Source organism: Rossellomorea sp. y25 (assembly GCF_038049935.1).
In the GTDB taxonomy this organism is placed as follows: domain Bacteria; phylum Bacillota; class Bacilli; order Bacillales; family Bacillaceae_B; genus Rossellomorea.
The window spans coordinates 2,372,285-2,397,945 of record NZ_CP145886.1 but is presented as its reverse complement, the minus strand read 5'-3'; the positions used below and the strand labels follow the sequence as shown (position 1 = coordinate 2,397,945).

Sequence of the window (25,661 nt, the reverse complement as noted above, 5' to 3'; positions counted from 1 at the left end):
AATGGTTAGATATCAAATTGGAACTGAATTTTCTTTTCGTTGGGATCCCAGCTAAGGTAAGCTGAAAATTCCTTTTCGCCTTTTTTGAAGCCGTCGATGCGATCGGATTTCCCATCGGTCAACACCTTTTTTACAATCGTTTGCGTAATTCGCTTCGAGAGTATGGTTTTAGAAATAGTGAAGCTGCACTTCGTCTTTTGATAATTAGAACAGCCATAGAACTTTCCTTTATCTATGACTTTTCCACCGCATTTTAAACATGTGCCCACGCTGGTTTTTGCTGCACTCTTCCCTTTCCTTCCTTTTGCTCGCTGGATGGAAGCTGTATCGAGGTCCTCGAAATTCCACGTATTAGAATCTTGAAGGGCATTTTGAACAAGCCGTTCGCTTAATTTCTTCACTTGTTCCATGAATTCGGGTGCAGACGCTTGCCCATTGCCTATTGCTTGTAATCTCTGCTCCCATTTGGCCGTCATTTCTGCTGAGGCTAACACATTTTCCCCAATGGCCCGAATTAAAACCTTTGCCTTGTCAGTGGGATATACGATGTTCTTTTGAATATCAATATACTGTCGATCTTTAAGCATGGTGATAATTCCTGCACGAGTGGCTTCTGTTCCGAGACCTTCTGTTTGCTTTAACACCTTTTCAAGTTCATCATTATCCATATATTTTCCCGCTGTTTTCATTAATGTAATCAGCTGTCCTTCAGTGTACCGTTTAGGAGGCTGAGTTTTTCCTTCCTTCGTTTGAACACTATTTACGACACCATTGTCTTTTTCCTTTACAGGTGGCAGGAGCGGTTCATCCTCCTTCTCGTTCTGCATCAGAACCTGTCTCCAGCCCTCTTGGAGAATCTGCTTTCCTTTAGAAACAAATTCAGCCCGTCCATTCACAACGGTGGTGATGGTTGTGTAGTTAATCACAGCTTTATCGTGATGTGCAGCGATAAAGCGTTTAACCACAACATCATAAATCTTCTTCTCATCACCTGATAGAGATTGAGGATCTGTTACCTGTTCAGTCGGGATGATCGCGTAATGATCGGAAACCTTCGCTTCATTCACAAAACGCTTATTGTTTAGTAAGCTTTCTTGAGGTGCAGGGATCCAGTTATTGTAAGGGCTGAATTCCTTAAGCTTAGACAATATTTCGGGAAAGGCTTCAGCTTCGCCTTTCGTTACATATTGTGAATCTGATCTTGGATAAGATACAAGGCCCTTCTGATAAAGCTTTTGCAGAACATCCAGTGTTTTCTTAGGTGAAAGCTTATACATTTTGTTAACCGTCGCTTGAAGTGCGGAAAGATTGAATAGTAATGGCGGCGCGAACTCTTTTCGTTCTGTTTTCATTTCATCTACGCTTGCAGGTTTATTTATACAAAAAGAAGCGATTTTCTCAGCCAGCTCCCGGGATTGAATTCGCGACTCCCCATCCTTTTGCCAGATGCCCTCGTAGGTGTGGTCACCGATTTGAAAGCTTGCCTTCACTTCCCAGAAGGGTTCGCTCTTAAATCGCTCTATCTCCTCATCTCTTCTCACAATCAGAGCGAGTGTCGGGGTTTGAACCCTTCCAGCAGAAAAAACATCAGACATGCCTTGTTGCTTTAGTAGGATGCTATACGCCCTTGATGCGTTCATTCCCACAAGCCAATCGGCACAAGCACGTGAATAGGCTTCATAATAGAGGCTGCGCATTTCCGTTTCTTCTCTTAAACTAGTAAACCCTTGAAGGATCGCTTTCTCTGTTAAGGATGAAATCCATAATCTCTTCATCGGTTTCTGCACCCTGGACATGGAAATGATATTCCGGATGATTAACTCCCCTTCACGTCCCGCGTCACCTGCATGGATGATTTCCGTCACTTCGTTTTTCTTAAGAAGCTCCTTGATGACTGAGAATTGTTTCGCTTTTGCCCGTTGAAGTTCATATTGAAATCGGAGAGGTATGATGGGAAGGTCTTCTAATGTCCACTTCTTCCATTTGCTCTCGTATTTTTCAGGGGCTTGAAGCTGAAAGAGATGTCCTACAGCCCAGGTAATATATGCACCATCAGGGAACACATCGTTTGAATGTATTTCAATGTATCCTTGACGCTTTCGATGAGGAAAAGGCTTGGCAAGGGTTGCTCCTTGGTCGGGTTTCTCGGCTATTACGACTTTCATAACATTCTCCTGTCCATGTTTATGATTCCTTTATTATAGCATGTTTTTAGAACTCTTGTTCTATAGATCCGGAGAAATCACACTTGTATTTTATCGGTCAAATTTTGAATCATTTTAATACAAATGGATCGTTCGTACTTATTTTGGACCACTAAGGAATGTTACAAGAGTGAGCTGCGTCCTTTATGGTATTTTATTGTAAAAAGGTGTTACAAATAAGAAATCTCATTTGTAACACCTTCATGTTATTGTCCTAAATTTTCTAAGTTCCCTTTGATATCTTGAAGTTGATTAAATGTGTTTACGATGTCAAGGTTTTGCAATTCTGAAATCTGAACTTCTCCCTTATCTAATTCGACCAGGGCACGGTCAATTCCTTCTAACGCTTGCCCGTTATATTCTTCCACTTTTTGGTGAATGCTATCTGCCAGTTGAGGCGGAGTGAGTTCATTGATTTCCTGTATTTCTGTTTTCATGTCTTCTAATCTTGTTTCAAGTGTCGGTATGGTGGATGGGTCTGCAGCAGCATTTTCCACTAGTCCAGGGAAGTCATTGGCAAATTGTTCTGCTTCATTGAGATAATCGGTCATTTCCTCCACATAGGTTAAACTGTTATTAGCTTCTTCGAGAATCCCGCAGCCTGCCAGCATTATAAAGCTGAAAATGATTAATGTTTTCTTCAATGTAATTCATCCTCCTGTAACTTACTCCCCTTATACATACGAACGAACTCCGTAAAAGTTTCATTTCATAAAAAGAAGGCTAACACTCTTTCGTCAGCCTTCTCGTTTCGACTTATTCAATAATTTGAAGCCCTTTTGGGAAGTTGGTCAAGGTTTCGTACCCGTCTTTCGTTATAAGTACATCGTCTTCAATTCTTACTCCGCCAATTTCGGGTACGTATATACCAGGCTCTATTGTATATGTCATTCCTTCTTTTAATATCCCATTATTTAAATGACTCATTGATGGGAATTCATGTACGTTGATCCCAAGACCGTGCCCGATTCGGTGTGGGAAATAGTCTCCATACCCTGCTTCTGTAATGATATCCCGTGCGATTTGATCCAGATCCCCAATACGGTTGCCGGGCTTACTTGCATCTAGTGATGCCAGTTCTGCTTTTAAAACCGTGTTGTAGATATCTTTTTGCTTGTCTGTAACCGATTTATATGCGAATGTACGTGTAATATCTGAAGTGTAGCCTTCAAGGACAACGCCGAGATCAAACAATACGAAGTCCCCGGCTTTCAGCTTGCGATTACCCGGATTACCGTGTGGATCTCCAGCCTTTTCACCAAATAGTACCATCGTAGAAAACGACATTTCACGAATGCCTTTTTTCTTTAATTCATATTCAATCTTTGCAAGAACTTCCATTTCTGTAATGCCTTCCTGGAGGGCACTTACACCTACTTCTACCCCGAAGTCTGCCATTTTTGCCGCTCGACGCATGATTTCGATTTCTTTCTCGTCCTTCACTACGCGCATCTCGTTTAATTTGTCTTCGACATTCACTACATTTGGTGAATCAAAGATGTTTAAGAATGATTGACTGCGGCCATAGGTAACTACTTCATTCTCGAAAGCAACCTTGCTTCCATCTATGCTTCTTTTTTGAATGGCTTCCTGAATGAATTCCCATGGGTTTTCATGATCAGAGTAGCCGATCACTTCGTTGTTCCAGCCGGCGTCCTTCACTTGACGTGCTTCCATTCCAGGTACGACGACAAATGGTTCTGCATCCGGAAATACAAAAAGCCCCATTAAGCGCTCATGTGGATCTGTGTGGAAATTCGTTAAGTAAAATACATTTTCAGTTGAATTAATAAAAGCTGCTTCAATTTTCTCTTCCTTTAACCAGTTTTCTAACATTTTTATACGCTGTTTCATCGTGTATTCCTCCTCGGGTATCGTGATGTTATGTAATCGTTTAATATGAGCATATCTATGCTAACATATTTCGAGGAAAGTTTAAATAATCGTATTGTATGGGACGGTTCTCAATAGAGTTATATGTTTTTTTGATAGGGTGAAGCTTTTCCTACCTCTTGCCTATAAAGTACGGGGAGTGTTTGTGTTATAATTTGAAGCATACAGTGAATGTAGGGTGGGAGTGGCCACTTCCTTATAGAAGGAGGTGGTGCTTATAGTGACAACGTATGAGGCGTTAACGCTAATGATTACCTTTGGCTCTTTAATTGTCTCCATCATTGCCGTAGTTATTTCAAATGACAAAAAGAAATAACCCCACCCTCATGAAGCGCCTAAACTTTGAAGGGTAGAGTTATGTTCCTTTCTCTATTGGGCCACTGCTTTCCTTGCAGTTTGCTGTGTAGCAAGAGACATTGGTTGCCGCCAGTGTCTCTTGTTTTATCATTATGCTCTACTCTTAAGATAGTATAAATCCGGGAGGAAAGCAAGATGAGTACAAGCAAAATTTACGGTGAAAAGGAATTTTTCTTCTGACATAAAATACTATAGGATATCTTACTTTATTTTTTTAATATACAGGGTCTGTTTTCTTAGGTTTGCGAACAAACGCCATGATTCCTGCAATGAGAAACAGAAGTCCAGGAACGAAACCAAATCCAATCGTGCCTAGTCCGATGACAAGCGCAGCGATGATAAACATGATTCCAGATAATACTGGTTTTTTATTTTTAACAATGGACATTACAGCAATGATACCAAGAATGGATGCAATAATCCCCAAGATCACCAGATAAGATCCCATTGATTCAGCCGTTTCAATAATGGAAGATATATCACCTGCTGTCATATCTTCATTTTGCAAGTTTGGATCACTCGCCATTCCTTCTTCGATTTGGGACATGACCTCAGGATTGCTCATCCCTAAATTAAGTACGATTCCGATGATGGAAAATAATGCGGATAAGATAATTCCGATTACTCCCATCACTACTTCTCCTGTTCGTTTCACCATTCTACTCTCTCCTTTATAGATACATACTTTATAATATATTGTGCTTAAACAATACTATTCCCTTATATGGGTAGTGTCTAGCTTCTTATTCATGTAGGCTTCCAGGATGGAATGATCTTCTGGAAATCCCAGGGGCAGGTCCTTTAGCTCTTGAAGTGAAAACCATTCGATTTTATGTATTAATTGATCAGGGTCCTGTATGGTTGCCTCTCCTCCGAGGAGCTGGACTTCGTAGTAATGAATTCTTGTAGAAATACTCCCTTCATTCCCCCACTTTGTATACAAATGTTTTCCCACTTCAACATCATAGCCTGTTTCTTCCCAAACTTCACGTTTACAACATTCCTGAAGGGATTCGCCCGCTTCCAGTCCCCCTGAAGGAACCGACCATCTCTTCTCTTCTTCCTCTTTCCCCTGTAACACCATCAATAAACGACCTTCATGGATGCAAAGAGCAGATGAACCAATCCATTCATTCAATCAATCACCTCATTTCGTGTGGAAGGATTCAAACTCATTCAGTAATTCCATGAGTTTATGGAAAAGTCTCCTTAAGCATATTCTCTCTTTTGACAAAATTCTCCTTCATAAGAATAATATTCTTTATATTCAGACATTATTCTGCCTTGCTCATGGAGTTCCGCCCCTCTTTGCTCTTTTTCATACCAAGTTTTTTTAGGATTATGTTTTCCAGTATGCTCCATGGAAGGATGGTTTTGAGTAAGAGTGTTAAACGCACTCCTTTGCCTACGGGGATTCTAAAACCTTTTTTCTTGTTTAAGGCTATTTCACGTACTATAGAAGCAATCTCTCTTGGATCTCCAAGTGTATCTGCACTAGCTTGGATTTCTGAGTTGATGGCCTTCATGTAGGAATAATATGGAGAGCATTTTTGCATCGAGCGTGGAGTGACTTTCTTTCCCGATGTCCAAATGTTCGTTTGATAAGAACCGGGTTCGATAAGATGCACGGCTATGCCAAATGGCTTCAGCTCCAATCTCAGACTTTCGGTGTATCCCTCTAATGCATGCTTGGAAGATACATAAGGACTGAGTCCAGGAAACCCGATCCTGCCGCTAATGCTGCTCATATTGATGATTTTCCCTTCTCCTTGCTTTCTCATATAAGGGAGAACAACCTGAGTGATTCTCATTACACCAAAAACGTTTGTTTCAAATTGATCACGATACTCATCGATTGTCACTTCTTCTGCAAATCCTCCACTTGCAAACCCTGCATTATTAAGAAGAATGTCCACCCTGCTGATTTCTATTAGGCGAGATGAAAACGCTCTGATGGATACTTCAGACGTTACATCCAATGGTTGAATCTCAATGGATTTTTCCACCCCCAGTTTTTTCGCTTGAAGTAACAATTCTTCTCCTTTGTCCGGATCTCTCATTGTCGCAATCACTTTAAACCCAAGTTGTGCAAGTTCCAACGAAGATAGTAAACCAAATCCACTATTGGATCCCGTTACAACAGCTATTTTATGACTCATATAAGCTTCCTCCATTTAGTTTCTTTCTATTAGTATAGCAATAATGGGTCTTAATCAACTTTTTTTATCTGTAAAAAAACAGAAAAAGGCTGGCTTCATCCCATTGAAGCCAGCCTTTTTAACGAGGAAGTCGTGTCAATTTCTACTCTTAATTTACAGCAACCCCATATCTGATTCAACATCTCTAAAAAGGGATGAACAGGTCTCTCAGGAAATGGAGAGCAACGTTTAGACGATTTCGGCATAAATTCATATATTTATATAATTGTAAGCATAATTATTGAATTTTAAATCTCACGGTACGGTAGATGCAAGGATAAAAGCAAAAAACAAAAAAGGCAGAAAATAAATTCCGCCTTTTTCTTACTTATGACTGAAGGTCAACTGGTACTACTGCATTCTTCAGTTCATTGTCCAGGTCAAGAGAATAGTGTTTTTTCTGCTCAGCATTCCACTTAAGAAGCTTCGCCATCACCTCGATGACAGGTTCCTTCCACTTCTCCACCCATTCACGATCGAAGAATAAAGCTCCTGTTCGTCTAATGAAGAAATCAACAGGGGTAGCGGCCATCTCTTCCTGAATTGCATAGATCAGTTGTGCATACAAGTAAGGAGGGACGGACCTATCACCCATTGTTCCACTATAAGCGTGTGCAAGTTTATAGAGCTGATCCACGTTTGAACCGTACATGGCTGCTAGCTTTCTTCCATCTTCCTCTGTTAATCCAAATTGAACTGCCTCGGCTGCTTTCTGATCAATATACGCTTGGAAGTTTTTCGATCCGCCTACATGACCTCCAGAGATCGGCATATACTTTGTGGAAGAAGCGGGGAACTTCTTCTTGTTTTCTTCTTTTAATCGTTTTGATACAAGATCAACCACTGTTTCCCCCATTTTACGGTAACCAGTAAGCTTTCCGCCGGCAATGGTGATCAATCCACTTTCCGCTTCCCAAATTTCATCTTTTCGTGAAATTTCAGAAGGGTCCTTCCCTTTTTCAAAAATTAATGGACGAACACCCGCCCAGCTCGATTCCACGTCCTCTTTACTCACGGAGACATCGGGAAACATAAAATGGATCGCATCCAAGATATAATCCCTGTCCTCCGATGTCATATGAGGAGATGATTTTTCCTGATCAAAAAAAGTATCGGTTGTCCCGACATAAGCTTTGCCATCTCGAGGAATCGCAAATACCATTCTTTTATCAGGAGTATCAAAATAAACCGCCTGCTGGAGTGGGAATTTGCTTTGATCAATGACAAGATGAACGCCCTTTGTTAAGCGAAGCTGTTTATTATTCGTACTGTAATCCTTTCCGCGTACATCATCTACCCAAGGACCTGCGGCGTTGACGAATTTTGAACCGCGGATTTCTAACGAATCCCCCGTCAACAGGTCTTCAGCTTCAATTCCGACTACTTGCTTATTTTCATAGAGGAATCGTTGAGATTTCATATAGTTTATGACAGTGGCACCGTGTGCAACCGCTTCTTTCATGACTTCTATCGTTAAACGGGCATCGTCTGTCCGATATTCAACGTAGTAACCTCCCCCTTTAAGGCCTTCTTTCTTGACCAGAGGTTCTTTCGTCAATGTTTCTGATACAGAAAGCATGGAGCGTCGTTCACTTCTCTTTACTCCAGCAAGATAGTCATACACCTTTAATCCAATCGATGTGCTGAATTTACCGAATGTGCCCCCTTTATGGAGGGGTAGAAGCATCCATTCGGGAGTCGTAACATGAGGTCCATTTTCATAAACGATTTCACGTTCTTTTCCCACTTCCGCGACCATTTTCACTTCGAATTGCTTTAAGTAACGTAATCCGCCATGAACGAGCTTTGTGGAACGACTGGAAGTCCCGGCTGCGAAATCCTGCATTTCGACCAATGCCACCTTCATTCCACGTTTCGAAGCATCGAGGGCGATCCCTGCGCCAGTGATTCCCCCTCCGATCACAATCATATCAAAGTGGTTTGAGGCTAATGTTTCTTTCACTTCTCTTCTTGCAGTACTTGAAAATGTCATAAGTGGATCCTCCTCAGGTATCTATATATTGTCTGTACTCTCACTCTTATTGTTTAACCATAAAAAAAGAGACCAAAACTAACATTATGGTGAATGGTTCCATAATGCAGGTTTGGTCTCTCGTGGTCTCTAACCGAATTTATTAACTTGTAATCAGTATATCATACGTTCCTTTTATTTAAAAGCCATAGTTGCTTTAACAGCTTTTTTCCATCCGTTATATAGTTCTCCTTGTATTTCAACGGGCATTTGAGGTTCAAATTGCTTGTCTTTATTCCACTGCTTCGATATTTCATCCCGGTTATCCCAGAATCCTACGGCTAATCCCGCTAAATATGCGGCACCTAATGCAGTTGTTTCATTTACAACCGGTCGCTCAACAGGAACAGACAAGATATCACTTTGGAATTGCATTAAAAAGTCATTTTTAACAGCACCGCCATCGACTCTCAGTTTCTTGAGGGAGATTCCAGAGTCCGCTTCCATCGCTGTCAGTACATCTTTCGTTTGATAGGCAAGGGATTCCAGGGTGGCTCTTACAAAATGCTCCTTAGATGTTCCTCTTGTTAAACCGAACACGGCTCCGCGAACATCACTGTCCCAATAAGGAGTTCCTAATCCTACAAAGGCAGGAACAACGTAGACGCCGTCTGTAGAGTCTACCTTTTCTGCATACGCCTGACTGTCCTTCGCGTCCTTCAGCATACGAAGGCCATCTCGAAGCCACTGAATCGCAGAACCAGCTACGAAAATACTTCCTTCCAATGCATACTCTACTTTTCCATCAATTCCCCATGCCAAGGTTGTGAGTAAACCATTATCAGACTTTACGGCTTTTTCACCTGTGTTCATAAGCATAAAGCAGCCAGTCCCATACGTATTCTTTGCCATACCTTCCTCATAGCACGCCTGCCCGAACATTGCGGCTTGCTGATCCCCGGCTGCACCTGCAATCGGAATCTCCTTGCCGAAGAAATGATAAGGTACCGTTTTGGCATAAACTTCTGATGAGGGACGGACCTCAGGCAGCATACTCTTTGGAACGCCTAAAATATCGAGTAGTTCCTGATCCCATTTCAGGTCATAAATGTTATACATAAGTGTACGGGAAGCGTTCGAATAATCCGTTACGTGGGCTTTTCCACCAGACATTTTCCAGATCAACCATGTGTCGATCGTCCCAAATAGAAGCTGCCCTTTCTCCGCTTTTTCCCTTGCTCCTTCTACATTATCAAGGATCCATTTAATCTTCGTACCTGAGAAGTAGGCATCAATCAGTAGGCCTGTCTTATTTCGAAATGTATCATTAAGCCCCTGTGCTTTTAACTCATCACAAATACCGGCTGTTTGTCGAGATTGCCACACGATTGCATTGTAAACCGGGTCCCCCGTTTCTTTGTCCCAAACCACCGTTGTTTCACGTTGATTGGTAATCCCGATTCCTTCGATCTGATCTGGTTTAATACTTGATTCAGATAAAACGCTTGCAATGACGGCTAAAATGGATCCCCAAATTTCGTTCGCACTATGTTCAACCCAACCCGGCTTTGGAAAATGCTGAGTAAATTCTTTTTGTGCAGTATGGGCGACTTCGCCTTTTTTATTAAATAGTATCGCTCTTGAGCTTGTCGTTCCCTGATCCAATGATAAAATGTATTTTTCCATTTAGTATCCCTCCAAAAATTAATTATCTGTTGATAGCTGATGTACTTTTTGTGCTAAGCTGATCTTTCTGTCACTGACATAAGCAAGCCCGAGTACTGCCAGTGTAACAACTAGGACTACCCAAAAACTTGGTGTAACTTGTCCAATGAAAATCGCTTTATAAAATACGCCTCCAAACGATCCTCCCAAAACAGGACCTACTACAGGAATCCAGGAATATCCCCAATTAGATGGGCCCTTACCTGGGATCGGCAGCAAGAAATGAGCAATACGAGGCCCCAAATCACGGGCAGGATTAATGGCATAACCTGTTGTTCCACCCAGTGATATCCCGATCGCAATAATTAAGAAACCAACGATAAATGGATTCAGACCATCTGTAAATGTATTCGCTCCTATTGATAATAATCCTACTACTAATACAAAAGTTCCAATGATTTCACTTAATAAATTCGAAAAATAGTGTGGAATCGCCGGTCCTGTAGCAAATACACCTAATTTCACACCTGGATCTTTCGTTGCATGCCAGTGGGGCAAGAAGTGTAAGAATGTGATCGTTGCTCCAATGATCGCTCCAATCATTTGGGCTATGATGTACTGAGGAACATCACTCCAAGGGAAATCTCCATTAAACGCTAGTCCAAGCGTAACAGCTGGATTTAAATGGGCCCCGCTAAACTTTCCAACAGCATATACACTCATGGCGACACCCAATCCCCAACCGAATGTGATCACTATCCAGCCGGCGTTATAAGCAAATGATTTCTTAAGATTCACATTTGCACAAACTCCTGCACCGAAAATGATGAGTAAAGCTGTTCCGACCACTTCTCCTAAAAATGCAGTCATGTTCGTTCCCTCTTTTCATTATGGATTAAGATTCATTATGGATTAAAAACAAAAAGACTCACGGAAGATGCCCCTATATGTAAGGCACTTCGCGTGAGTCTCTTAATCTCTTTCACAATGTATTAACTTGTTCATTATGTTACTCCAGAATGAAAACGTTGTCAACACGTTTTTCGACAATATTATTTAGAATCAAAATGTTTCCATAAAGCGCGATCAGAGGTTGTAATAGCATTGGCTCCAGCCTCGAGGGCAGCTTCCACCTCTTCAACCGTATCAATTAGCCCTCCTGCAAAAATGGGTTTACCCGTTTTGTCCCCAATTTCCTTAATGATCTTTGGAACCACCCCAGGCAGCACTTCAATAAAGTCGGGATCTGTCTTATGTATAAGTTCAATGCTTCGATTCATTGCACTTGAATCAATCACGAACATTCGTTGAGTGGCATAAACACCTTTTTGCCGTGCTTTTTTTATGACATTTCCTTTAGTGGATATAATGCCATAGGGTTTGATTTCCTGACAGACATATTCAGTCGCATATTCATCACTGGATAGTCCGTGGATCAGGTCTAAATGCAGGAACATTTTCCGCTTTTCTTTTCGAGCGTAATCGAATACACTTTTCAGCATTCCAACATGGAGATCGAGGAACACACCGTACTGGAAAGAGGTTTCAAGCATTTTATCAAAATCCTTCATGGACCGGATGGCAGGTAATATCTTTTGACCTTCAAAACTCACCTTCTTATTCCCTCCCTTACTATTTTAATTGGGGTTTTTCACAAGGAGAAATTATATCACAAATACCTTATGTTTTCGTGAGAGTCTCAATGATTTTACCACAATATTACATTGTTTGGTACTGGCACATTCATCAGGCGTAAAATTCGATTTCTCGCTGATGGATGATTATAATCATTTGTAAGTTTTCAATAAAAGGAGTGTTTAAAATGAGTTCATTATATAATCGACTATTTTCAAAAGGAAACCTCGGTGCCAGCTTGACAAAGAATCGGTTCATCGTTGCACCCATGACAAGGGTGAGTGCGGATGAAAATGGCGTGGCAAATGAAACGATGGAAAAGTATTATGAACGCTTCGCAAAAGGCGGTTTCGGAGTCATCATTACAGAAGGCATTTACACAGACAAACAATACAGCCAGGGATATTTAAACCAGCCTGGCATTGTAGATAAAGAGCAAACCGAAGCATGGAGAAAAATTGTAAAAACGGTTCATAATCATGGATCTTTGATGATTGCACAGCTTATGCATGCCGGGGGGCAAAGTCAAGGTAATGCTTATCAAGATACAACGAAGGCACCTTCTGACGTTGCCCCAAAGGGTGATCAGCTTGGATTTTATGGGGGATCCGGATCCTTCCCAGTGCCCGGGGAGATGACGATTGAAGATATAGAGGCTGTCAAGAAGTCTTTTGTAGAAAGTGCTCTGAATGCCAAGGAAGCAGGGTTTGAGGGTGTAGAAATTCACGGTGCTAATGGCTATTTACTGGATCAATTCTTGACTGATTATCTGAACCATAGAGAAGATGAATACGGAGGAAGCCTCGAGTATCGATTGCGTCTTTTGACCGAGGTGATCCATGAAGTTCGAAGTGCTGTGGGAGATAATTTTGTAGTAGGCATTCGAATCTCACAAGGTAAAGTGGCTGATCAAAGCTACAAGTGGCCAGAAGGTCAAGCCGCTGCAGAGACCATCTTTACATCTTTAGGAAAAACGGAACTAGATTACATTCATACGACAGATGGAGATGGTTCTGAACCTTCTTTCGGGGAAGATAGCATGACACTTGCCGAGGCTGCCACTTCTTTTAGTCAATTACCGGTAATAGCCAATGGTCAACTCCGTGATCCCTCTAAAGCAGAAGTACTTCTACAAAAAGAACAGGCAGAGTTTATCAGCTTAGGTACAAGTGCCCTTGCGAATCCGGATCTTCCGAATAAGGTTGAAAAAGGCTTGGATTTTGAGGAGTTCGAATTTGAAAAAATCTTGCTTCCTCAAGCATATGTGAAAAAACATGAGCTTGAGATGAACATTTTAGAATAAGTATTATAAAAGAAGAACCCTTTACCGACACGAAGGGTTCTTCTTTTCGTGGTTTAAGTCAGAAGTAAGTTAATAATTTTACATCGATAGGATCTGCAAGCCGATGTCTTCTTTTTTATCAAATAGGGTGATGAATTGTTCCGCAAAATCTTGATAGCGGGAACTTATTACTTCTTTCCTAAAAGGGACTGGATACGGGCTTGCATTTCAGTTTTACTGTGATACTCGAACATACCGATTCCATTACCCCATGGATCATTAAAGGTTGTCCACTTCACTGGGACTTCTTCTCGATCATGGATGTCAAAGGAATCAATTCCGAGGAGAGATATCAGCCTTTCCCGTTCCCTATCGATCGATTGGACGCCTAACCGAATCGGACCAGAATTAAGGGAAGGAGTACCTTCTGCTACTTGGAGCCAACAGCCGGGAATGAGTTCCCATTCTGCGAATCCGTCGTGGGGGATGAAATCAGGAGTCCGATTTAATAAAGTTTCATATCATTTCTGTCCTTCTTGCATATCGGTTACTCGGACTTGTACGGTCATTTCATAAATCATGGTTTGTCTCCTTTACTATTGAATTAGACTTAAATGTAAAGTGGGATTAATGGCTTAAAGAATAATATTTTAAGAGTGGAATGGCCAGCACAATCAAATCGACTCAAGCTGGCTATTTTCTTTAGATAGCCCAGTTCCCATTACGGAAAATAGCAATCTTCCTTCCATCACGACACACTCCATCTATATTCATTTGGGCTGATCCAATCATGAAATCTTCATGAACTACACTTTCATTAAGTCCCTTAGCTTCCCGTTCTTCATCAGATAATATCTCTCCATCCTTTATGCACGTTGGATAAGAGGAACCGATCGCTAGATGATTGGATGCATTTTCATCGAATAAGGTGTTAAAGAAGAGAACGCCAGAATCAGAGATAGGTGACTGATGTGGAACAAGTGCCACCTCTCCAAGGTAGGCTGCTCCTTCATCTGTTAGAATCAATTTTTTCAGGATTTCCTCTCCTTTTCTTGCTGTTACAGTCGTAATTTTTCCATTCTCAAAAGTAAGGGTAAAGTCTTCAATGACGTTGCCATTGTACGCCAGTGGCTTGGTGCTTGTAACTGTGCCATTGACTCCGGTTTTCACAGGAACAGTATAGACTTCTTCTGTCGGCATATTGGCAATGAAATGTGTTCCTTGTGGTGTATTGCTCGCCCCCGTCAGCCACAGGTGGTCTTCATGGAGTTCTATGATTAGGTCCGTTCCTTCCGATTGGTAGTGCAGGCTTTCAAGCTTTAAGTCATTGAGTTCTCTTGCTTTGTTGGTCAGAGTTTGGATATGTGTTTGCCAAGCGAGGACGGGATCTTCATGATCGATGCGGACGGATGTGAAGATACGGTCCCAAAGGCTTGTGATTCTCTCTTTCTCGGACAAGTCAGGAAAGACTTTATCGGCCCATTTCTGTGAAGGGATGGCGACGATCGACCAGCTGATTTGATCTTTTTCGATTGCTTCATAGAAACGGTCAAGGGCGTCTCCACTTGCTTTTTCAAAATTAAGGATCCGTTCGGGATCTATTCCTTTCAGCAGATCCGGGTCATTGGCTTCTATTTGCAGGAATGCTCCTTTATGGTCCACAACCCACTCATGAGCAGCAGACAGCCAGCTCGGATATTCATAAAATGTATCATCCGGCGCCAATTCATAATGTGTTCTCATGATCTCCTCGTCATACCATTGAACATGTACATTTCTTGCTCCGGCAAGATATGCTTCTTTTACAACAATGCGTACGAATTTTTCAGTTCCGAGTGGTGCAGAAATCCATAAGAGCTGATCAGGCTGAACATTTACTCCCACTTTAATGGCGAGCTCAGCGTATTGTTTTAATTTTTCATCGAAATCTTTATTGAACGTCATATTATTTACTCCTATTCTAGTAATCTACTTATGAAGGTTTTCATTTTCTTCTGGGTTTCTTCCAGGGATTCACTGTATGATACAACGTCGGCCTCACCATAGAATAAGTCTCCGAATCTTTCCGCTTCCTCATTACGAGGGATAACATGCATATGATAATGAGTTAATTCGTTGTATATGCCTCCATTTTGGCAGATGGTAATGCCATTTGGTTCATATAGAGCCTGAATGGCTTGTGCAACTAGTTGTGTAGCCTTCATTACGGAGAGGCTTTCTTCTTCACTGATTTCCGTTACTTCCACTTTGTGTCGTTTAGGGAGGATCAGGGTATGTCCGGGGTGATGCGGGACATGGTCCAAAAAGCAGGCCACATGATCATTTTCGTATATGATAAATACTCTCTCTTTTTCATTTGCAAGGCGGCAGCCGAGACAATCTTCCATACATATACCTCCAATTTAAAGGGATTCCATCAATCATGTCGAATTCTGTTTGAATAGCTAAAATAAAATCTCCTTCCATCATATCATGGAACAGAAAGAAGGTCAGAAAATAATGGAAATTCAATTACTCAATGAAAAACATGCCGAAGCTTATTGGCAGCTTCGTTTGGAAATGTTGCAGCAGAGTCCTTCAAGCTTCGGAAGCAGCTATGAAGAGGCCATTGCCCGTACCAATCCAATTGAAGTGACAGCCGAGAGACTTGTGCAAAATGGCAACTACACGTTTGGATGCTTTGATGACGGGAAACTAGTCGGAGCGGTGACCCTCGTACGGGAAGGTGCTTTAAAAATGAAGCATAAAGCTTCTATCTTTGCCATGTATGTCTCCCCTGCCCTTCGAGGGAAAGGGTTCGCAAGAGGGCTGCTTCAAGCTGCCATCACTCAAGCAAAAACGGAAGATGGCATTGAACAAGTTATGATTACTGTTGTAACAACCAATGAAACAGCGAAGGGGCTCTATCACTCTTGTGGATTCAAGCCATACGGGACAGAAAAGCGGGCGTTGAAATATAACGATGAATATTTTGATGAAGAATTGATGGTTTTGTTCTTATAATTTTCTTATCATATTATAAAACGGTGAATCCAGAAGTGTGGATTCACCGTTTTTTTATAGTACATCGTAATCAAAGCTAATAAGTAGAAACGCAATGACAAAGACTGAAAGTACCAATGCCCGAGCAGGATTTTTGAAGTGAAGGCGCAGCATGGGAAACATTATGAAATAAAACAGAATGGTCCACCAAAGATTCCAGCCTTCGAAATATTCAATGAAATCCATTTTTCCAGCTGCCCATTCAATCAAGGTGGAGGTAGCAATATATTTCAAATAATAGAGGATTTTCATCTTGGTTTCTTCTGGATAGTGGCTTAAAAATAGAACCACAAGGCAAGGATAAGTGACCATGGTGTAAAGAGAATCTGTCACGAACATATTGATGAAAAATCCATCTAATTCCCAAACTGCCTTCATGGTGTAGCTGATATACTGATAAAACATATTGAAAAAACTGAAATAATAGATCGTGGGCAGAAATTCTTTCCATCTATTCCAGGATCCCCACTTCAAGGAACTGAGAATAATCACTACAATGACTACAATATGAAACATGGGATCCCCCCCATTACCCGACTCATAATATAGACATTAGTATTACCAAATATTTGGAAATGCATTCCTGACTATTGATTGTACTATTCTTCAGGAAAATAAATCAGCCACTTTATTACTAAACTCCCTTAAATAATAAAGGTATTGGTCTCCTCCATAGTTGTATCGCTTGTTATACATTTTTGCATCTGCCACTACAATGCTCCAACACGACCTGATCTTCTTGTATGATATAAACGGCCGCGGCAGAGCTCCCGTTTTTATGTTTAATGTTTTCAACCCAGGGGATCTTTTAGTGGTTCTTGTACGGTCTGTTTCAAGACTTCTTCCACTCGTCTGCGAGCATCCCATATACAATGTGATCTACAAAATGATCGTAAATCCATTCTCTTTGCCTCAGCTTTCCTTCTTCCTTGAAACCAAGACGCTCTGGTATTGCTCGACTGCGATGGTTGAATTCTGCAGCGGTTATTTCGACTTTATTCATTTTTAAGTATTCAAATGCGTATTTCGTCAGTCCCCTTGCAACTGTCGTCATAATCCCTTTTCCTTGGTAGCCTTCACCTAGCCAATAGCCGATATAAGCCACTTTGTTTGACCAATCAAGAATGTTGAATCCTGCTACTCCTACAATTTCATTTTGATAAATGATGCCAGTAGCTAAGCTCTTATTATTCGCGAAGCCTATACGTGTACCTTTAATAAATTCCTTTGAATCATCAACCGATTTTGAGTAATCCACCCATGGAAGCCACTCGCGCAGATAGGATCTGGACTGATCAGTCAGTTCATGGATTCGTTCAGCATCCTGTATATCGAGAAGTCTTAATTCTAATTCGTCGTTTAGTTTATAGGTAAACATGTTGATTGCTCCTTTATCCTTTTTGAATGGTAACTTTATCTTGACCACCATTAGTCTTCTAGAAGCTGTAGGGAATTTCCTTTAATATATTGGAATTTGTTGGTCGATATACAAAGGTGTTTGATATAATACATAAGATTGGGGGCGCTGAAATGGATAAAATAAAACAAAATAAACTTATATATATCATGTTCTCCTTCACTTCTATGATTAATTTCCTAGTGTTTTGGTTAGACCCGAAATCCTACATGTATTTGGCCATCAGCCTTATCTTTTTTATGAATGCCTGCGTTTTCTTTATTAATAGCAGGGAACCGGGTAGCGACTACTGGAGACGTTGGGAAACCATTAGAGAAAAGGGTAAATGGTTCTTTTCAGTTGTACATGGGTCGTTGATTACTGGATTAATATTCTCAGTGATTCTGTATGTAGTGATTAGAGACTACCTTCCCCTTTTGCTTGCATGCTGTGTTGCAGGTGGATGGCTGTGGGGATACATCATGTGGATGATGAATGAAAAGCGGTATAATGTTATGAAGAAGTAGGCAGAAAAAACGTCCTGGAGTGGGACGTTTTTTTATTGGTTATTTGAATGTTTGAATGACTTTTCCTTTTCCACCTGAGACTTCTACCCCTCCATATGCTCCATTGATAAAAGTAATTTGAGGAGGCTGATGGCCACAGTCAATATCATACACGATCGGAATCTGCAGCTCGTCTGATAGCTCTTGGTAGACATCTTCAATCGTATAATCACCAACAGGCGTATTGCTATCACTTCTTCCAAACAGAATTCCAGAAGAATGGTCGAACCAGCCAGCTAATTTCATCTGCACAAGTGAACGGCGCAGATCAGCGGTGTTTAATTCACAGTTTTCAAAATACCAGAGGATGGGTTCATTCTTTATATGCTTCTCTCTAAAATCTGCTATATTACCATAAGGGGTTCCGATCAAGTGCCTGATGACATCTATGCAGCCTCCGAGTAGACGGCCATTTACCTTAACATCTTGTTTCCCTGCAGCTTTCCAAACTGTTGGCTCTGTTAAGTGAAAAATTGTTGGAGAAGGCTTGTCGTGATTCCATTCTTTTTGGTAGTGCTGGGATGAATGCTGAATAACAGACGATCCTTCTTTCGTTGAGAGAACGGATTCCCATTGTGCCGTCGTTGGATCTGAGTATTCCCCCCTTAAATCAACAAGATTGGTTCCATGTGCAGTGGCGATTCCGGTTTTTAATGTTAGTGCCAGTAATAGCACACTCGTGTCGGAATAACCCAGCAGCCATTTCGGTTTGATATTTTCATATTCAATGAGGTCAAGGATCTCTATGAGTAGTTGACCGCCCCATGGTGGGATGATTAGGGAGATTTTTTCGTCCTGCATCATCTGGTTCAATTCTGTGGCTCTATCTTGGGCAGGGGAAGATTTCGCTTTATGCTGCGTCCATACAGTCTCTCCGCATTTTACGGAGTAGCCTTTACTCTCCATTTTAGTGATGGATTGCTTGAACATATCATGCAGTTCTTGAGGAACTCCTGATGAAGGAGCGGTCACGCCTATGGTTGCGTCTTTTTTTAGTAGTGGGTATGTGATCATAGTCTTTCCCTCCAAACGGTTTAGATGATTTTACCAGATTGGAAGATTTGGAGCAAGAATTATTTTCCAGTTACGAAAAGAGGGACGGACCTCTCCCTGCCACATCCTCCTATAAAATAAGGATTCTCCAAAAAGAAAGGTCCGTCCCTCATTTTTACAATAATATGAACGATTTGAAAAGGTTTTGGGGTTTGGGGGCGTTTATGTGGTTTGTGTGGTAAAATAATTTGGTTGTGTAAACTAGGTTGTGGAGGTATTGGTTTGAAGAAGAATGCGATGAAGCGAAGCCTATCGGTTTTGATGATATCCTTTATGGCTATGACGCCTTTTCAGCAAACGGCGCATGGTAAGACAAATTTAGATATAAATGCAGATGCTGCGATTTTAGTGGAAGCAGATACAGGTAAGATTGTGTATAAGGAACACGAAGATCAGCTCCTCGGGATTGCCAGCATGACGAAGATGATGACAGAATACCTTGTGTTAGAAGCCATTCAAGAAGGAAAAATAAAATGGGATCAAACGTATAAAGTAAGCGACAAAGTCTATCAATTAGCGAATGCACCTGGACTGAGTAATGTCCCCTTAAGAGCGGACGAAAAGTATACGGTAAGGGAATTGTATGATGCCATGGTGATCAAATCTGGAAATGGTGCAGCGATTGCTCTTTCCGAAGTTGTAGCAGGTTCCGAAGGTGAATTTGTAAAGAGGATGAATGCAAAGGCGAAGGAACTCGGCTTTGAAAATTATCAATTTGTTAATTCTTCCGGTCTAAGTAACTATGATATGCTCGGCATGTTTCCAAAAGGAACCGATGTGAATGATGAAAACATGGTATCGGCTGAAGATATGGCCACTTTGGCGTATTACCTCATTCATGATTTTCCGGAAGTATTGGAGACATCAGGTCTCTCTTCCAAAGTATTTAGACCGGGTACAGATGAAGAGCTGGTCATGAAAAACACAAATGGCCTTTTAAAAGAGAAAGCATATTATTACAAAGGTGCAGATGGTTTAAAGACAGGAACCACTCCCTTTGCCGGTTCCACTTTTACAGGGACAGCAGAGCGTGATGGAGTCCGATATATTTCCGTTATTTTAGATGCTAAGGATGAATATGGACAGCCTAGCAGTGCAGAGCGTTTTACTCAAACGACAGAACTGCTGGATTACGGATTTAATGAATTTGAAACGGTGAAGTACAGCTTAAATGATATTGAAAAGAAAAAGGAACATACCTTAAACGTTCCGGATGGTAAAGAACAAGAAGTTGTGATTAAAATAGACAAGCCCCTCTCCATTCGAGTAAACAAAGAGGATTTAGACAAAATTGAAACTTCATTGAATTTAGACGAAAATAAGCTAAACAAAGATGGTTCACTCCAAGCTCCGATTGAAAAAGGAGAAAAAATTGGAGAGTTGAGAATTGAGAATCCAAATAAAGAAGAATATATTTTAGATGAAAAACGTCAATCCTATAAAGTGGATGTTATTGCAGCTGAATCAGTTGATAAGGCAAGCTGGCTTGTACGTAGTGCACGTAGCATTCAAGAGTTCATTGGTAATTTATTTTAAGGAAGTAGTCGACTTCTTATAGAGCTGTTAAAGATTTAGTGTTGCTTTTCTATCCAGTTCGTGTCAAGCTTACTAAGTTAAAGGATTAAGAAAGAAGGTGGCCTAATGATCGAAGTGAAAATATCATCTCTTAGTGACGGTGATCTTAATCGCGGCGTTTTTGCAAAAAGAGATATAGCCAAAGGAGAGCTGGTTCATGAAGCACCAGTCATCCCCTATCCCAATGAGGAACATGAACATATTGAAAAAACCTTCCTGGCGGATTATGTATTTGAATACGGAATCAATCACACAGCACTTCTCTTAGGATACGGAATGTTGTTTAACCATTCATATACACCAAATACAACTTACGAGATAAATTTCGATAACCATACCTTCGACTTTTATGCCTACAAAGACATTCAAGCTGGCGAAGAATTGCTCATTAATTATAATGGCGAAGTGGATAATGATGAACCGCTTTGGTTTAATAAAGATAAGAACGAAGAGGAATAAGATGAAAGGGACTTCCAATTGGAGGTCCCTTTTGCCTTACTGACTAATGATTTTCAAGAATTCAGGTTCTGGTTTCATTAGTTTTGTACCTTTATCTGATTTCAAATAGATTTCTTTATCTCCTTCGTAAAGGACTTCAACTTTTATATCATCAAACTGATAAGTTTTCTTATTGGAACGCGGTTCGGTTGATTGATCATCCCAATCAATGCCATCATTAATATAATCCATTAAAGACTGAATGATCTCCTTATCGTTAATTGCCCGGCAGGATTCATTACCAGAATCAATATAAACGCATGCGCTTTTTGGAGGCCCATCTATCCAAACAGATGACTGATAAATAGGGTGTTTGTCAAATATGACTTCTGTATAGTCTTCCTCTTGATTAAAATGGGATGAGATAGATAATTCTCCATCAAATCCTTCTTTTCTCCAGGTAGAATAAAAGCCGCCCCAATCATTTTCAGCATCCTGATCATCAAGAGCTGAACCTAATTCACTTACCTCCCAACCCAATTTTGGAAGTGCATCGAGATAAAAATCATAAATACCAACCCAATGATCGCCATTCATTTTATAATCGCTCATTGTCGGTTCCAAGCCTTCATATAAAGGTATATCTTCATGTTCTTCAGGAATGATCGTCATACCCTCATAGGTGCGGTCAGGCACCTTCTGGTAGAAATACCAACTAGGGATCACAAGGGAAAGCAAGATAAGATAAAAAAACCACTTTTTATTTTTCATTGGAACCTCCTTGAAGAACTATCATTTTAGATTTGCTGGATATATGAAGTACAGGAGAAACATCTCTTTGCTCTTTCACAAACATATAAGCCAAATAAAACCACTCCACTCCAGGAATTAGTCTCCTCCCCCAATTTCTCAAAATATCTTCAACTATCGTATAACCATTTATATTCATAACCAAATAAGCATCCCCAAGTATTTCTCTTATCTTAGTATAAATTTCCAGTAAAATGACATCCAAAAAAAATCAGAGGGACGGACCTCTGATCTGCATTCATCATGTAAAAAGATATTGATATTTAGCCTTTTCTCCAGAAAGATTAAATTTCAGAGGTCCGTCCCTCTTCAATCTTCTCCAGGATCCGTCTTTTACGGTAGAGCATACGGCCGGCTTCTCCTATGTCTGCGATCATGGATTTGTTGATGAAGGAGCCAAAGAGGATTCCTGCGATGGGAATCATTTGGAATAGTTTTTTCCAGCCGAAGTTGTCACGGAAGCTGGTCATAACTTCCCTCCAGCCTTGAAGCTGGGATAGGGTTTGTTCTCTCTTCTGCATATCCTTTTTGTTAAAGTCCGATAGTTCCTGAAGGATTGCTTGCTTCCCGACAATATCCGAAGAAACGAATTGTAAGCATTTAATTATGAAAATACGCTCCTGCTGATCATTCGGATCGTACCCGTAACATATGGCAATCTCCTGAAGAGTCTTAAGGGATATGCCGAGGATGAAAGGAATATCAATACTTAGCGTCAGGAAACCACCGATGCCGGTAGTCGCCCCCTGGGTCATTGCAACCTTCTTTCTCATGTCCACTATCCCTCCGCTTACTTCATCCATTTCTGTAAGGGGCAGCTTGGAAATATCACTTACAATTAAATGAGGGTTGGCTGTTTTCTTAGTAAATCGCTTAACGACTTCTTTCTCACTTGTAAGGTAGCTTCCGCCTTTTTGTATGTAGCTTCCTATTTCATCCAGTGCTTGTCCGATCTTGTTATGTACCATTTGAGGAGTGATCCGGTCCAGGATCATAAAGGGAATACGGCCGAGCTTCTCCCAAAACCATAACCCTTTTTGATCATCAGCCCATTTATTTACCACTTCCAGTTCCCGTAAAAGAGCTTCCCTTGTTTCTGTTTCATGCATATAACAGCCTCCTCCTTCTATCAATAATGAACCAAAAAAATAACAGGCAATGAAGAGCCTGTTATTTCCTGCTTACTGAACAATATCTTCGGTTTTTTCTTCTAGTATTTCAACTTTAATCGTACGTACCCGGCGGTTATCCACTTCTTCTACGCTCACTTTTAAGTTTTCATAGTCGAAGCTGTCACCTTCTGATGGAAGATCTTCAAAGCTTTCAACGACCCATCCACCAAGGGTATGATAAGAACTTTCGGGCTCTGGTACATCAAGTAACTCTGTAAATTCATCCAATTGATATTGCGAATCGAATGTATATTCTTTATCGCTGATTTTTCTCATGGAATGTGTTTTTTCATCTTGCTCATCCCAGATTTCCCCTACAATTTCTTCCAAAATATCTTCAAGGGTGATGATTCCGGTTGTTCCACCAAACTCATCTACTACAATGGCCATATGCACATTGTTCTTTTGAAGCTTAGTAAGAAGGGAAGAAATTTTGACAGATTCAAAAATAAACATTGGTTCACGAATCAGTTCCCGGATGTTTACTTCACCGAATTTGATCAAGTGTGTAAAAAACTCTTTCTCTGAAAGAATTCCGATCACATTATCAATATGATCCTCGTAAACGGGAATTCGTGAAAATCGCTCTTCAAAGAACATTTCCTTAATTTCTTCAATCGGTTGATTCACTTCAACAGCCTTGACATCGATCCGTGGTGTCAGGACTTCGGTTGCAAGGATATCATCAAAGTCCATCGAGCGGTGAATCAATTCTCTTTCCTCTTTATCGATGACTCCTTCTTCTTCACTAATATCAAGCATCACTTTTAATTCTTCCTCTGTGACAGAAGGCATCTCGTGATTTTTCGAGAAGAACTTCGATACCAACTCTTTTAATTTGATAAAAAAGAAGTTGATCGGTGTTAGGACTTTTATTAAGAAGAACAGCACGCCGGATATGGTCAGGGAATAGGTTTCAGCATTTTCTTTTGCCAATGATTTAGGCAGTATTTCTCCGAAAATCAGAATTAACAATGTCATGACAAACGTACTGATGACAAGGCCCGTGTTACCTCCAAAAATATCTGTCGCAAGCTTTGCTGAGATACTGGCTGCAGCGATGTTCACGATGTTATTTCCGACTAATATCGTGGACAGTGCTTTATCAAAATTCTCTGCAATATAATGCGCTTTGATGCTTCCTCTTCTTCCTTCACTTACGAAATTCTTAAGTCTGATCTTGTTCACGCTGGAGTATGCCGTTTCCGCCGATGAGAAAAAGGCAGATAAAAGAATTAATGCTCCTAATAATACTAATGAATTCAGTGGTATATCGTCCAAAAAAAAGTCACTCTCCTGTAGTTGTTTATCTATTATGCTGGTTTAACCAGAAAAAACCATTAATGTTTGGAATAAGGCCAAAGCCTGTGGGGAAACTTGTTTTAACATGCGCTTACGGTCCTCATCCCCCAATGTATCCATTGCCTGCAGGACCTCATGCAATTCATTATGCAAATGCTTCATTTCATTTCGTATATGCTTCACTTGATTTTCAAGTAAAGATTGATCTACCTGCTCGGATTTCAACAAAATCAAACGATCTTTGATTTCATGCAATGTCATATTCATCTGCTGACACTGTTCAATCAGCTTCAAGTCGGCTAATGTCTCTTCATTATAATACCGGTAATTATTGTTTGACCGGTCGCATTTTAATAAACCCATTTTCGTGTAATAATCAATGGTCCGCTTGGACACTTCACTTATCTTCGATAGCTCGCCTATTCGATATGATTTCCCAAGTTATCACCTCTAGAGTAGTATACTGCATTTTGATAAAACCGTACAGTTAAACGTTACGGTTTAGGGACGGACCTCAAAATATGACCTGCTTTTAGAGTGAAGTTGCTAAATTTCAAGGGATTTAACATGAAATATGGTCAAATTGAGGTCCGTCCCTCTATTTGATATGGATCCCTCTTAATTTTGATTGAAATGGCTTTTCATTTGTATATATGGCAATAAGTGAAGGACGCTCGCGACCACTATCATAAATAGTCCAACTGAAAGAAATAACCAAAATAAAATATTCCCTCCTGCAGTAGGGGAAGAGGAGATGATGAAACTTACCGAAAGGTCGATCACACCAAGGAGTGCTAGGAAAATCCGGAAACCTGATTGTTTAAATAACCGAAATCCGATCAGAATTGAAAGATAACTGGCACTGATTATCATCATGCCAGGGTAGAGTGGCGAAAACTTGGCAGCATAAACAAAGAAATCAAGGGCTACAATATCATACGAACTTTGAACACTGTGATGAATCATTTCACTGAACGGAGCCGAATACCTCCATTCCCAAGAGTTATCCAACAAAGCACTCCCTTCATACCAGGAGACCAAAGACGCAAATCCCAGTACAACCAACCCAATCCCTACTTGTGACCAATACCTAATCGACAT

The 25,661-nt window shown here is 40.7% G+C and carries 26 protein-coding genes and 1 pseudogene; 6 read left to right on the top strand and 21 right to left on the bottom strand.

The genetic code is table 11. The features are described 5' to 3' along the window. Positions 1 to 5 precede the first annotated feature (5 nt). The 3 genes from AAEM60_RS11940 to AAEM60_RS11930 all read right to left on the bottom strand — a co-directional run bounded on the left by AAEM60_RS11940 (position 6) and on the right by AAEM60_RS11930 (position 4,058). Positions 6 to 2,165 (bottom strand): DNA topoisomerase III, encoded by a 2,160-nt coding sequence (locus AAEM60_RS11940; protein WP_299737068.1) that lies wholly within the window; start codon positions 2,163 to 2,165, stop codon positions 6 to 8. Positions 2,166 to 2,410: 245 nt separating this feature from the next. Next, a complete protein-coding gene (locus AAEM60_RS11935; protein WP_299737066.1) occupies positions 2,411 to 2,848 on the bottom strand; it encodes a DUF6376 family protein in 438 nt (145 codons plus the stop codon). A 112-nt stretch (positions 2,849 to 2,960) separates the two neighbouring features. Then, positions 2,961 to 4,058 carry a Xaa-Pro peptidase family protein gene (locus AAEM60_RS11930; RefSeq protein WP_299737065.1) on the bottom strand — a complete coding sequence of 366 codons (1,098 nt, stop codon included), beginning with the start codon at positions 4,056 to 4,058 and terminating at the stop codon, positions 2,961 to 2,963. 259 nt (positions 4,059 to 4,317) lie between these two features. Here AAEM60_RS11930 and AAEM60_RS11925 point away from each other — a divergent pair, with 259 nt between their 5' ends. Next, complete coding sequence (locus AAEM60_RS11925) at positions 4,318 to 4,413, top strand: putative holin-like toxin (RefSeq protein WP_253275457.1); 96 nt, start codon at positions 4,318 to 4,320, stop codon at positions 4,411 to 4,413. Positions 4,414 to 4,668: 255 nt separating this feature from the next. Here AAEM60_RS11925 and AAEM60_RS11920 read toward each other — a convergent pair whose 3' ends face one another. The 7 genes from AAEM60_RS11920 to AAEM60_RS11890 form a co-directional block, all read right to left on the bottom strand. Beyond that, entirely contained in the window at positions 4,669 to 5,112 is a 444-nt protein-coding gene (locus tag AAEM60_RS11920; RefSeq protein ID WP_299737061.1) for a DUF4064 domain-containing protein, read from the bottom strand. 54 nt (positions 5,113 to 5,166) lie between these two features. Then, on the bottom strand, positions 5,167 to 5,592 hold the full coding sequence (locus AAEM60_RS11915; RefSeq protein WP_299737059.1) for an NUDIX hydrolase: 426 nt from the start codon (positions 5,590 to 5,592) through the stop codon (positions 5,167 to 5,169). A gap of 136 nt (positions 5,593 to 5,728) precedes the next feature. Then, positions 5,729 to 6,613 (bottom strand): SDR family oxidoreductase, encoded by an 885-nt coding sequence (locus tag AAEM60_RS11910; protein WP_341356406.1) that lies wholly within the window; start codon positions 6,611 to 6,613, stop codon positions 5,729 to 5,731. Between the two features lie 367 nt (positions 6,614 to 6,980). After that, the gene (locus tag AAEM60_RS11905) at positions 6,981 to 8,645 is read right to left on the bottom strand and encodes a glycerol-3-phosphate dehydrogenase/oxidase (protein ID WP_299737055.1); all 1,665 of its coding nucleotides are present in this window, start codon (positions 8,643 to 8,645) and stop codon (positions 6,981 to 6,983) included. Between the two features lie 174 nt (positions 8,646 to 8,819). After that, positions 8,820 to 10,310 carry a glycerol kinase GlpK gene (glpK, locus tag AAEM60_RS11900; RefSeq protein WP_299737053.1) on the bottom strand — a complete coding sequence of 497 codons (1,491 nt, stop codon included), beginning with the start codon at positions 10,308 to 10,310 and terminating at the stop codon, positions 8,820 to 8,822. An 18-nt stretch (positions 10,311 to 10,328) separates the two neighbouring features. Then, positions 10,329 to 11,159: an MIP/aquaporin family protein gene (locus tag AAEM60_RS11895; protein ID WP_299737050.1), complete on the bottom strand. Its 831-nt coding sequence runs from the start codon at positions 11,157 to 11,159 to the stop codon at positions 10,329 to 10,331. A gap of 182 nt (positions 11,160 to 11,341) precedes the next feature. After that, positions 11,342 to 11,902, bottom strand: a complete 561-nt coding sequence (locus AAEM60_RS11890) for a glycerol-3-phosphate responsive antiterminator (RefSeq protein WP_341356405.1) — start codon at positions 11,900 to 11,902, stop codon at positions 11,342 to 11,344. Positions 11,903 to 12,111: 209 nt separating this feature from the next. On the opposite strand from AAEM60_RS11890, the gene AAEM60_RS11885 reads away from it, so the two are divergent. Then, a complete protein-coding gene (locus AAEM60_RS11885) occupies positions 12,112 to 13,227 on the top strand; it encodes an NADH:flavin oxidoreductase (RefSeq protein WP_341356404.1) in 1,116 nt (371 codons plus the stop codon). Between the two features lie 167 nt (positions 13,228 to 13,394). On the opposite strand, the pseudogene AAEM60_RS11880 reads toward AAEM60_RS11885, so the two are convergent. From AAEM60_RS11880 to AAEM60_RS11870, 3 genes and pseudogenes are all read right to left on the bottom strand, one after another. After that, positions 13,395 to 13,787 (bottom strand): annotated as a pseudogene (locus AAEM60_RS11880) (VOC family protein). Positions 13,788 to 13,908: 121 nt separating this feature from the next. After that, entirely contained in the window at positions 13,909 to 15,150 is a 1,242-nt protein-coding gene (locus tag AAEM60_RS11875; protein ID WP_299737044.1) for an aminopeptidase, read from the bottom strand. Positions 15,151 to 15,161: 11 nt separating this feature from the next. Further along, positions 15,162 to 15,593 (bottom strand): HIT family protein, encoded by a 432-nt coding sequence (locus tag AAEM60_RS11870; protein ID WP_299737041.1) that lies wholly within the window; start codon positions 15,591 to 15,593, stop codon positions 15,162 to 15,164. A gap of 112 nt (positions 15,594 to 15,705) precedes the next feature. Here AAEM60_RS11870 and AAEM60_RS11865 point away from each other — a divergent pair, with 112 nt between their 5' ends. Beyond that, the gene (locus AAEM60_RS11865) at positions 15,706 to 16,209 is read left to right on the top strand and encodes a GNAT family N-acetyltransferase (RefSeq protein WP_341356403.1); all 504 of its coding nucleotides are present in this window, start codon (positions 15,706 to 15,708) and stop codon (positions 16,207 to 16,209) included. A gap of 54 nt (positions 16,210 to 16,263) precedes the next feature. On the opposite strand, the gene AAEM60_RS11860 is transcribed toward AAEM60_RS11865, so the two are convergent. Next, positions 16,264 to 16,764 carry a CBO0543 family protein gene (locus tag AAEM60_RS11860; protein WP_341356402.1) on the bottom strand — a complete coding sequence of 167 codons (501 nt, stop codon included), beginning with the start codon at positions 16,762 to 16,764 and terminating at the stop codon, positions 16,264 to 16,266. Between the two features lie 316 nt (positions 16,765 to 17,080). Beyond that, a complete protein-coding gene (locus tag AAEM60_RS11855) occupies positions 17,081 to 17,626 on the bottom strand; it encodes a GNAT family protein (protein ID WP_299737035.1) in 546 nt (181 codons plus the stop codon). 152 nt (positions 17,627 to 17,778) lie between these two features. Here AAEM60_RS11855 and AAEM60_RS11850 point away from each other — a divergent pair, with 152 nt between their 5' ends. Then, positions 17,779 to 18,171, top strand: coding sequence for a hypothetical protein (locus tag AAEM60_RS11850; protein ID WP_299737033.1), 393 nt, complete (start codon positions 17,779 to 17,781; stop codon positions 18,169 to 18,171). A 39-nt stretch (positions 18,172 to 18,210) separates the two neighbouring features. Here AAEM60_RS11850 and AAEM60_RS11845 read toward each other — a convergent pair whose 3' ends face one another. Further along, positions 18,211 to 19,224, bottom strand: coding sequence for a S66 peptidase family protein (locus AAEM60_RS11845; protein WP_341356401.1), 1,014 nt, complete (start codon positions 19,222 to 19,224; stop codon positions 18,211 to 18,213). Between the two features lie 261 nt (positions 19,225 to 19,485). On the opposite strand from AAEM60_RS11845, the gene AAEM60_RS11840 reads away from it, so the two are divergent. After that, positions 19,486 to 20,799: a D-alanyl-D-alanine carboxypeptidase family protein gene (locus tag AAEM60_RS11840; RefSeq protein WP_341356400.1), complete on the top strand. Its 1,314-nt coding sequence runs from the start codon at positions 19,486 to 19,488 to the stop codon at positions 20,797 to 20,799. Between the two features lie 105 nt (positions 20,800 to 20,904). Then, positions 20,905 to 21,297: an SET domain-containing protein gene (locus AAEM60_RS11835; protein WP_299737027.1), complete on the top strand. Its 393-nt coding sequence runs from the start codon at positions 20,905 to 20,907 to the stop codon at positions 21,295 to 21,297. A 36-nt stretch (positions 21,298 to 21,333) separates the two neighbouring features. Here AAEM60_RS11835 and AAEM60_RS11830 read toward each other — a convergent pair whose 3' ends face one another. The 5 genes from AAEM60_RS11830 to AAEM60_RS11810 form a co-directional block, all read right to left on the bottom strand. Then, on the bottom strand, positions 21,334 to 22,047 hold the full coding sequence (locus tag AAEM60_RS11830; protein ID WP_341356399.1) for a hypothetical protein: 714 nt from the start codon (positions 22,045 to 22,047) through the stop codon (positions 21,334 to 21,336). Between the two features lie 323 nt (positions 22,048 to 22,370). Next, the gene (locus tag AAEM60_RS11825) at positions 22,371 to 23,195 is read right to left on the bottom strand and encodes an EcsC family protein (RefSeq protein ID WP_299737022.1); all 825 of its coding nucleotides are present in this window, start codon (positions 23,193 to 23,195) and stop codon (positions 22,371 to 22,373) included. 72 nt (positions 23,196 to 23,267) lie between these two features. Next, entirely contained in the window at positions 23,268 to 24,539 is a 1,272-nt protein-coding gene (locus tag AAEM60_RS11820) for a hemolysin family protein (protein WP_299737020.1), read from the bottom strand. Positions 24,540 to 24,581: 42 nt separating this feature from the next. Beyond that, positions 24,582 to 24,983, bottom strand: coding sequence for a MerR family transcriptional regulator (locus AAEM60_RS11815; RefSeq protein WP_299739542.1), 402 nt, complete (start codon positions 24,981 to 24,983; stop codon positions 24,582 to 24,584). Between the two features lie 195 nt (positions 24,984 to 25,178). After that, the gene (locus AAEM60_RS11810; RefSeq protein ID WP_299737018.1) at positions 25,179 to 25,661 is read right to left on the bottom strand and encodes a YjdJ family protein; all 483 of its coding nucleotides are present in this window, start codon (positions 25,659 to 25,661) and stop codon (positions 25,179 to 25,181) included.

Coding starts and splice junctions, on each gene's coding strand:
- AAEM60_RS11920 (WP_299737061.1), bottom strand. CDS start 5,112: ATGGTGAAACGAACAGGAGAAGTAGTGATGGGAGTAATCGGAATTATC.
- AAEM60_RS11905 (WP_299737055.1), bottom strand. CDS start 8,645: ATGACATTTTCAAGTACTGCAAGAAGAGAAGTGAAAGAAACATTAGCC.
- AAEM60_RS11930 (WP_299737065.1), bottom strand. CDS start 4,058: ATGAAACAGCGTATAAAAATGTTAGAAAACTGGTTAAAGGAAGAGAAA.
- AAEM60_RS11910 (WP_341356406.1), bottom strand. CDS start 6,613: ATGAGTCATAAAATAGCTGTTGTAACGGGATCCAATAGTGGATTTGGT.
- glpK (WP_299737053.1), bottom strand. CDS start 10,310: ATGGAAAAATACATTTTATCATTGGATCAGGGAACGACAAGCTCAAGA.
- AAEM60_RS11875 (WP_299737044.1), bottom strand. CDS start 15,150: ATGACGTTCAATAAAGATTTCGATGAAAAATTAAAACAATACGCTGAG.
- AAEM60_RS11885 (WP_341356404.1), top strand. CDS start 12,112: ATGAGTTCATTATATAATCGACTATTTTCAAAAGGAAACCTCGGTGCC.
- AAEM60_RS11830 (WP_341356399.1), bottom strand. CDS start 22,047: ATGAAAAATAAAAAGTGGTTTTTTTATCTTATCTTGCTTTCCCTTGTG.
- AAEM60_RS11870 (WP_299737041.1), bottom strand. CDS start 15,593: ATGGAAGATTGTCTCGGCTGCCGCCTTGCAAATGAAAAAGAGAGAGTA.
- AAEM60_RS11860 (WP_341356402.1), bottom strand. CDS start 16,764: ATGTTTCATATTGTAGTCATTGTAGTGATTATTCTCAGTTCCTTGAAG.
- AAEM60_RS11810 (WP_299737018.1), bottom strand. CDS start 25,661: ATGTCGATTAGGTATTGGTCACAAGTAGGGATTGGGTTGGTTGTACTG.
- AAEM60_RS11835 (WP_299737027.1), top strand. CDS start 20,905: ATGATCGAAGTGAAAATATCATCTCTTAGTGACGGTGATCTTAATCGC.
- AAEM60_RS11895 (WP_299737050.1), bottom strand. CDS start 11,159: ATGACTGCATTTTTAGGAGAAGTGGTCGGAACAGCTTTACTCATCATT.
- AAEM60_RS11850 (WP_299737033.1), top strand. CDS start 17,779: ATGGATAAAATAAAACAAAATAAACTTATATATATCATGTTCTCCTTC.
- AAEM60_RS11825 (WP_299737022.1), bottom strand. CDS start 23,195: ATGCATGAAACAGAAACAAGGGAAGCTCTTTTACGGGAACTGGAAGTG.
- AAEM60_RS11845 (WP_341356401.1), bottom strand. CDS start 19,224: ATGATCACATACCCACTACTAAAAAAAGACGCAACCATAGGCGTGACC.
- AAEM60_RS11865 (WP_341356403.1), top strand. CDS start 15,706: ATGGAAATTCAATTACTCAATGAAAAACATGCCGAAGCTTATTGGCAG.
- AAEM60_RS11940 (WP_299737068.1), bottom strand. CDS start 2,165: ATGAAAGTCGTAATAGCCGAGAAACCCGACCAAGGAGCAACCCTTGCC.
- AAEM60_RS11855 (WP_299737035.1), bottom strand. CDS start 17,626: ATGTTTACCTATAAACTAAACGACGAATTAGAATTAAGACTTCTCGAT.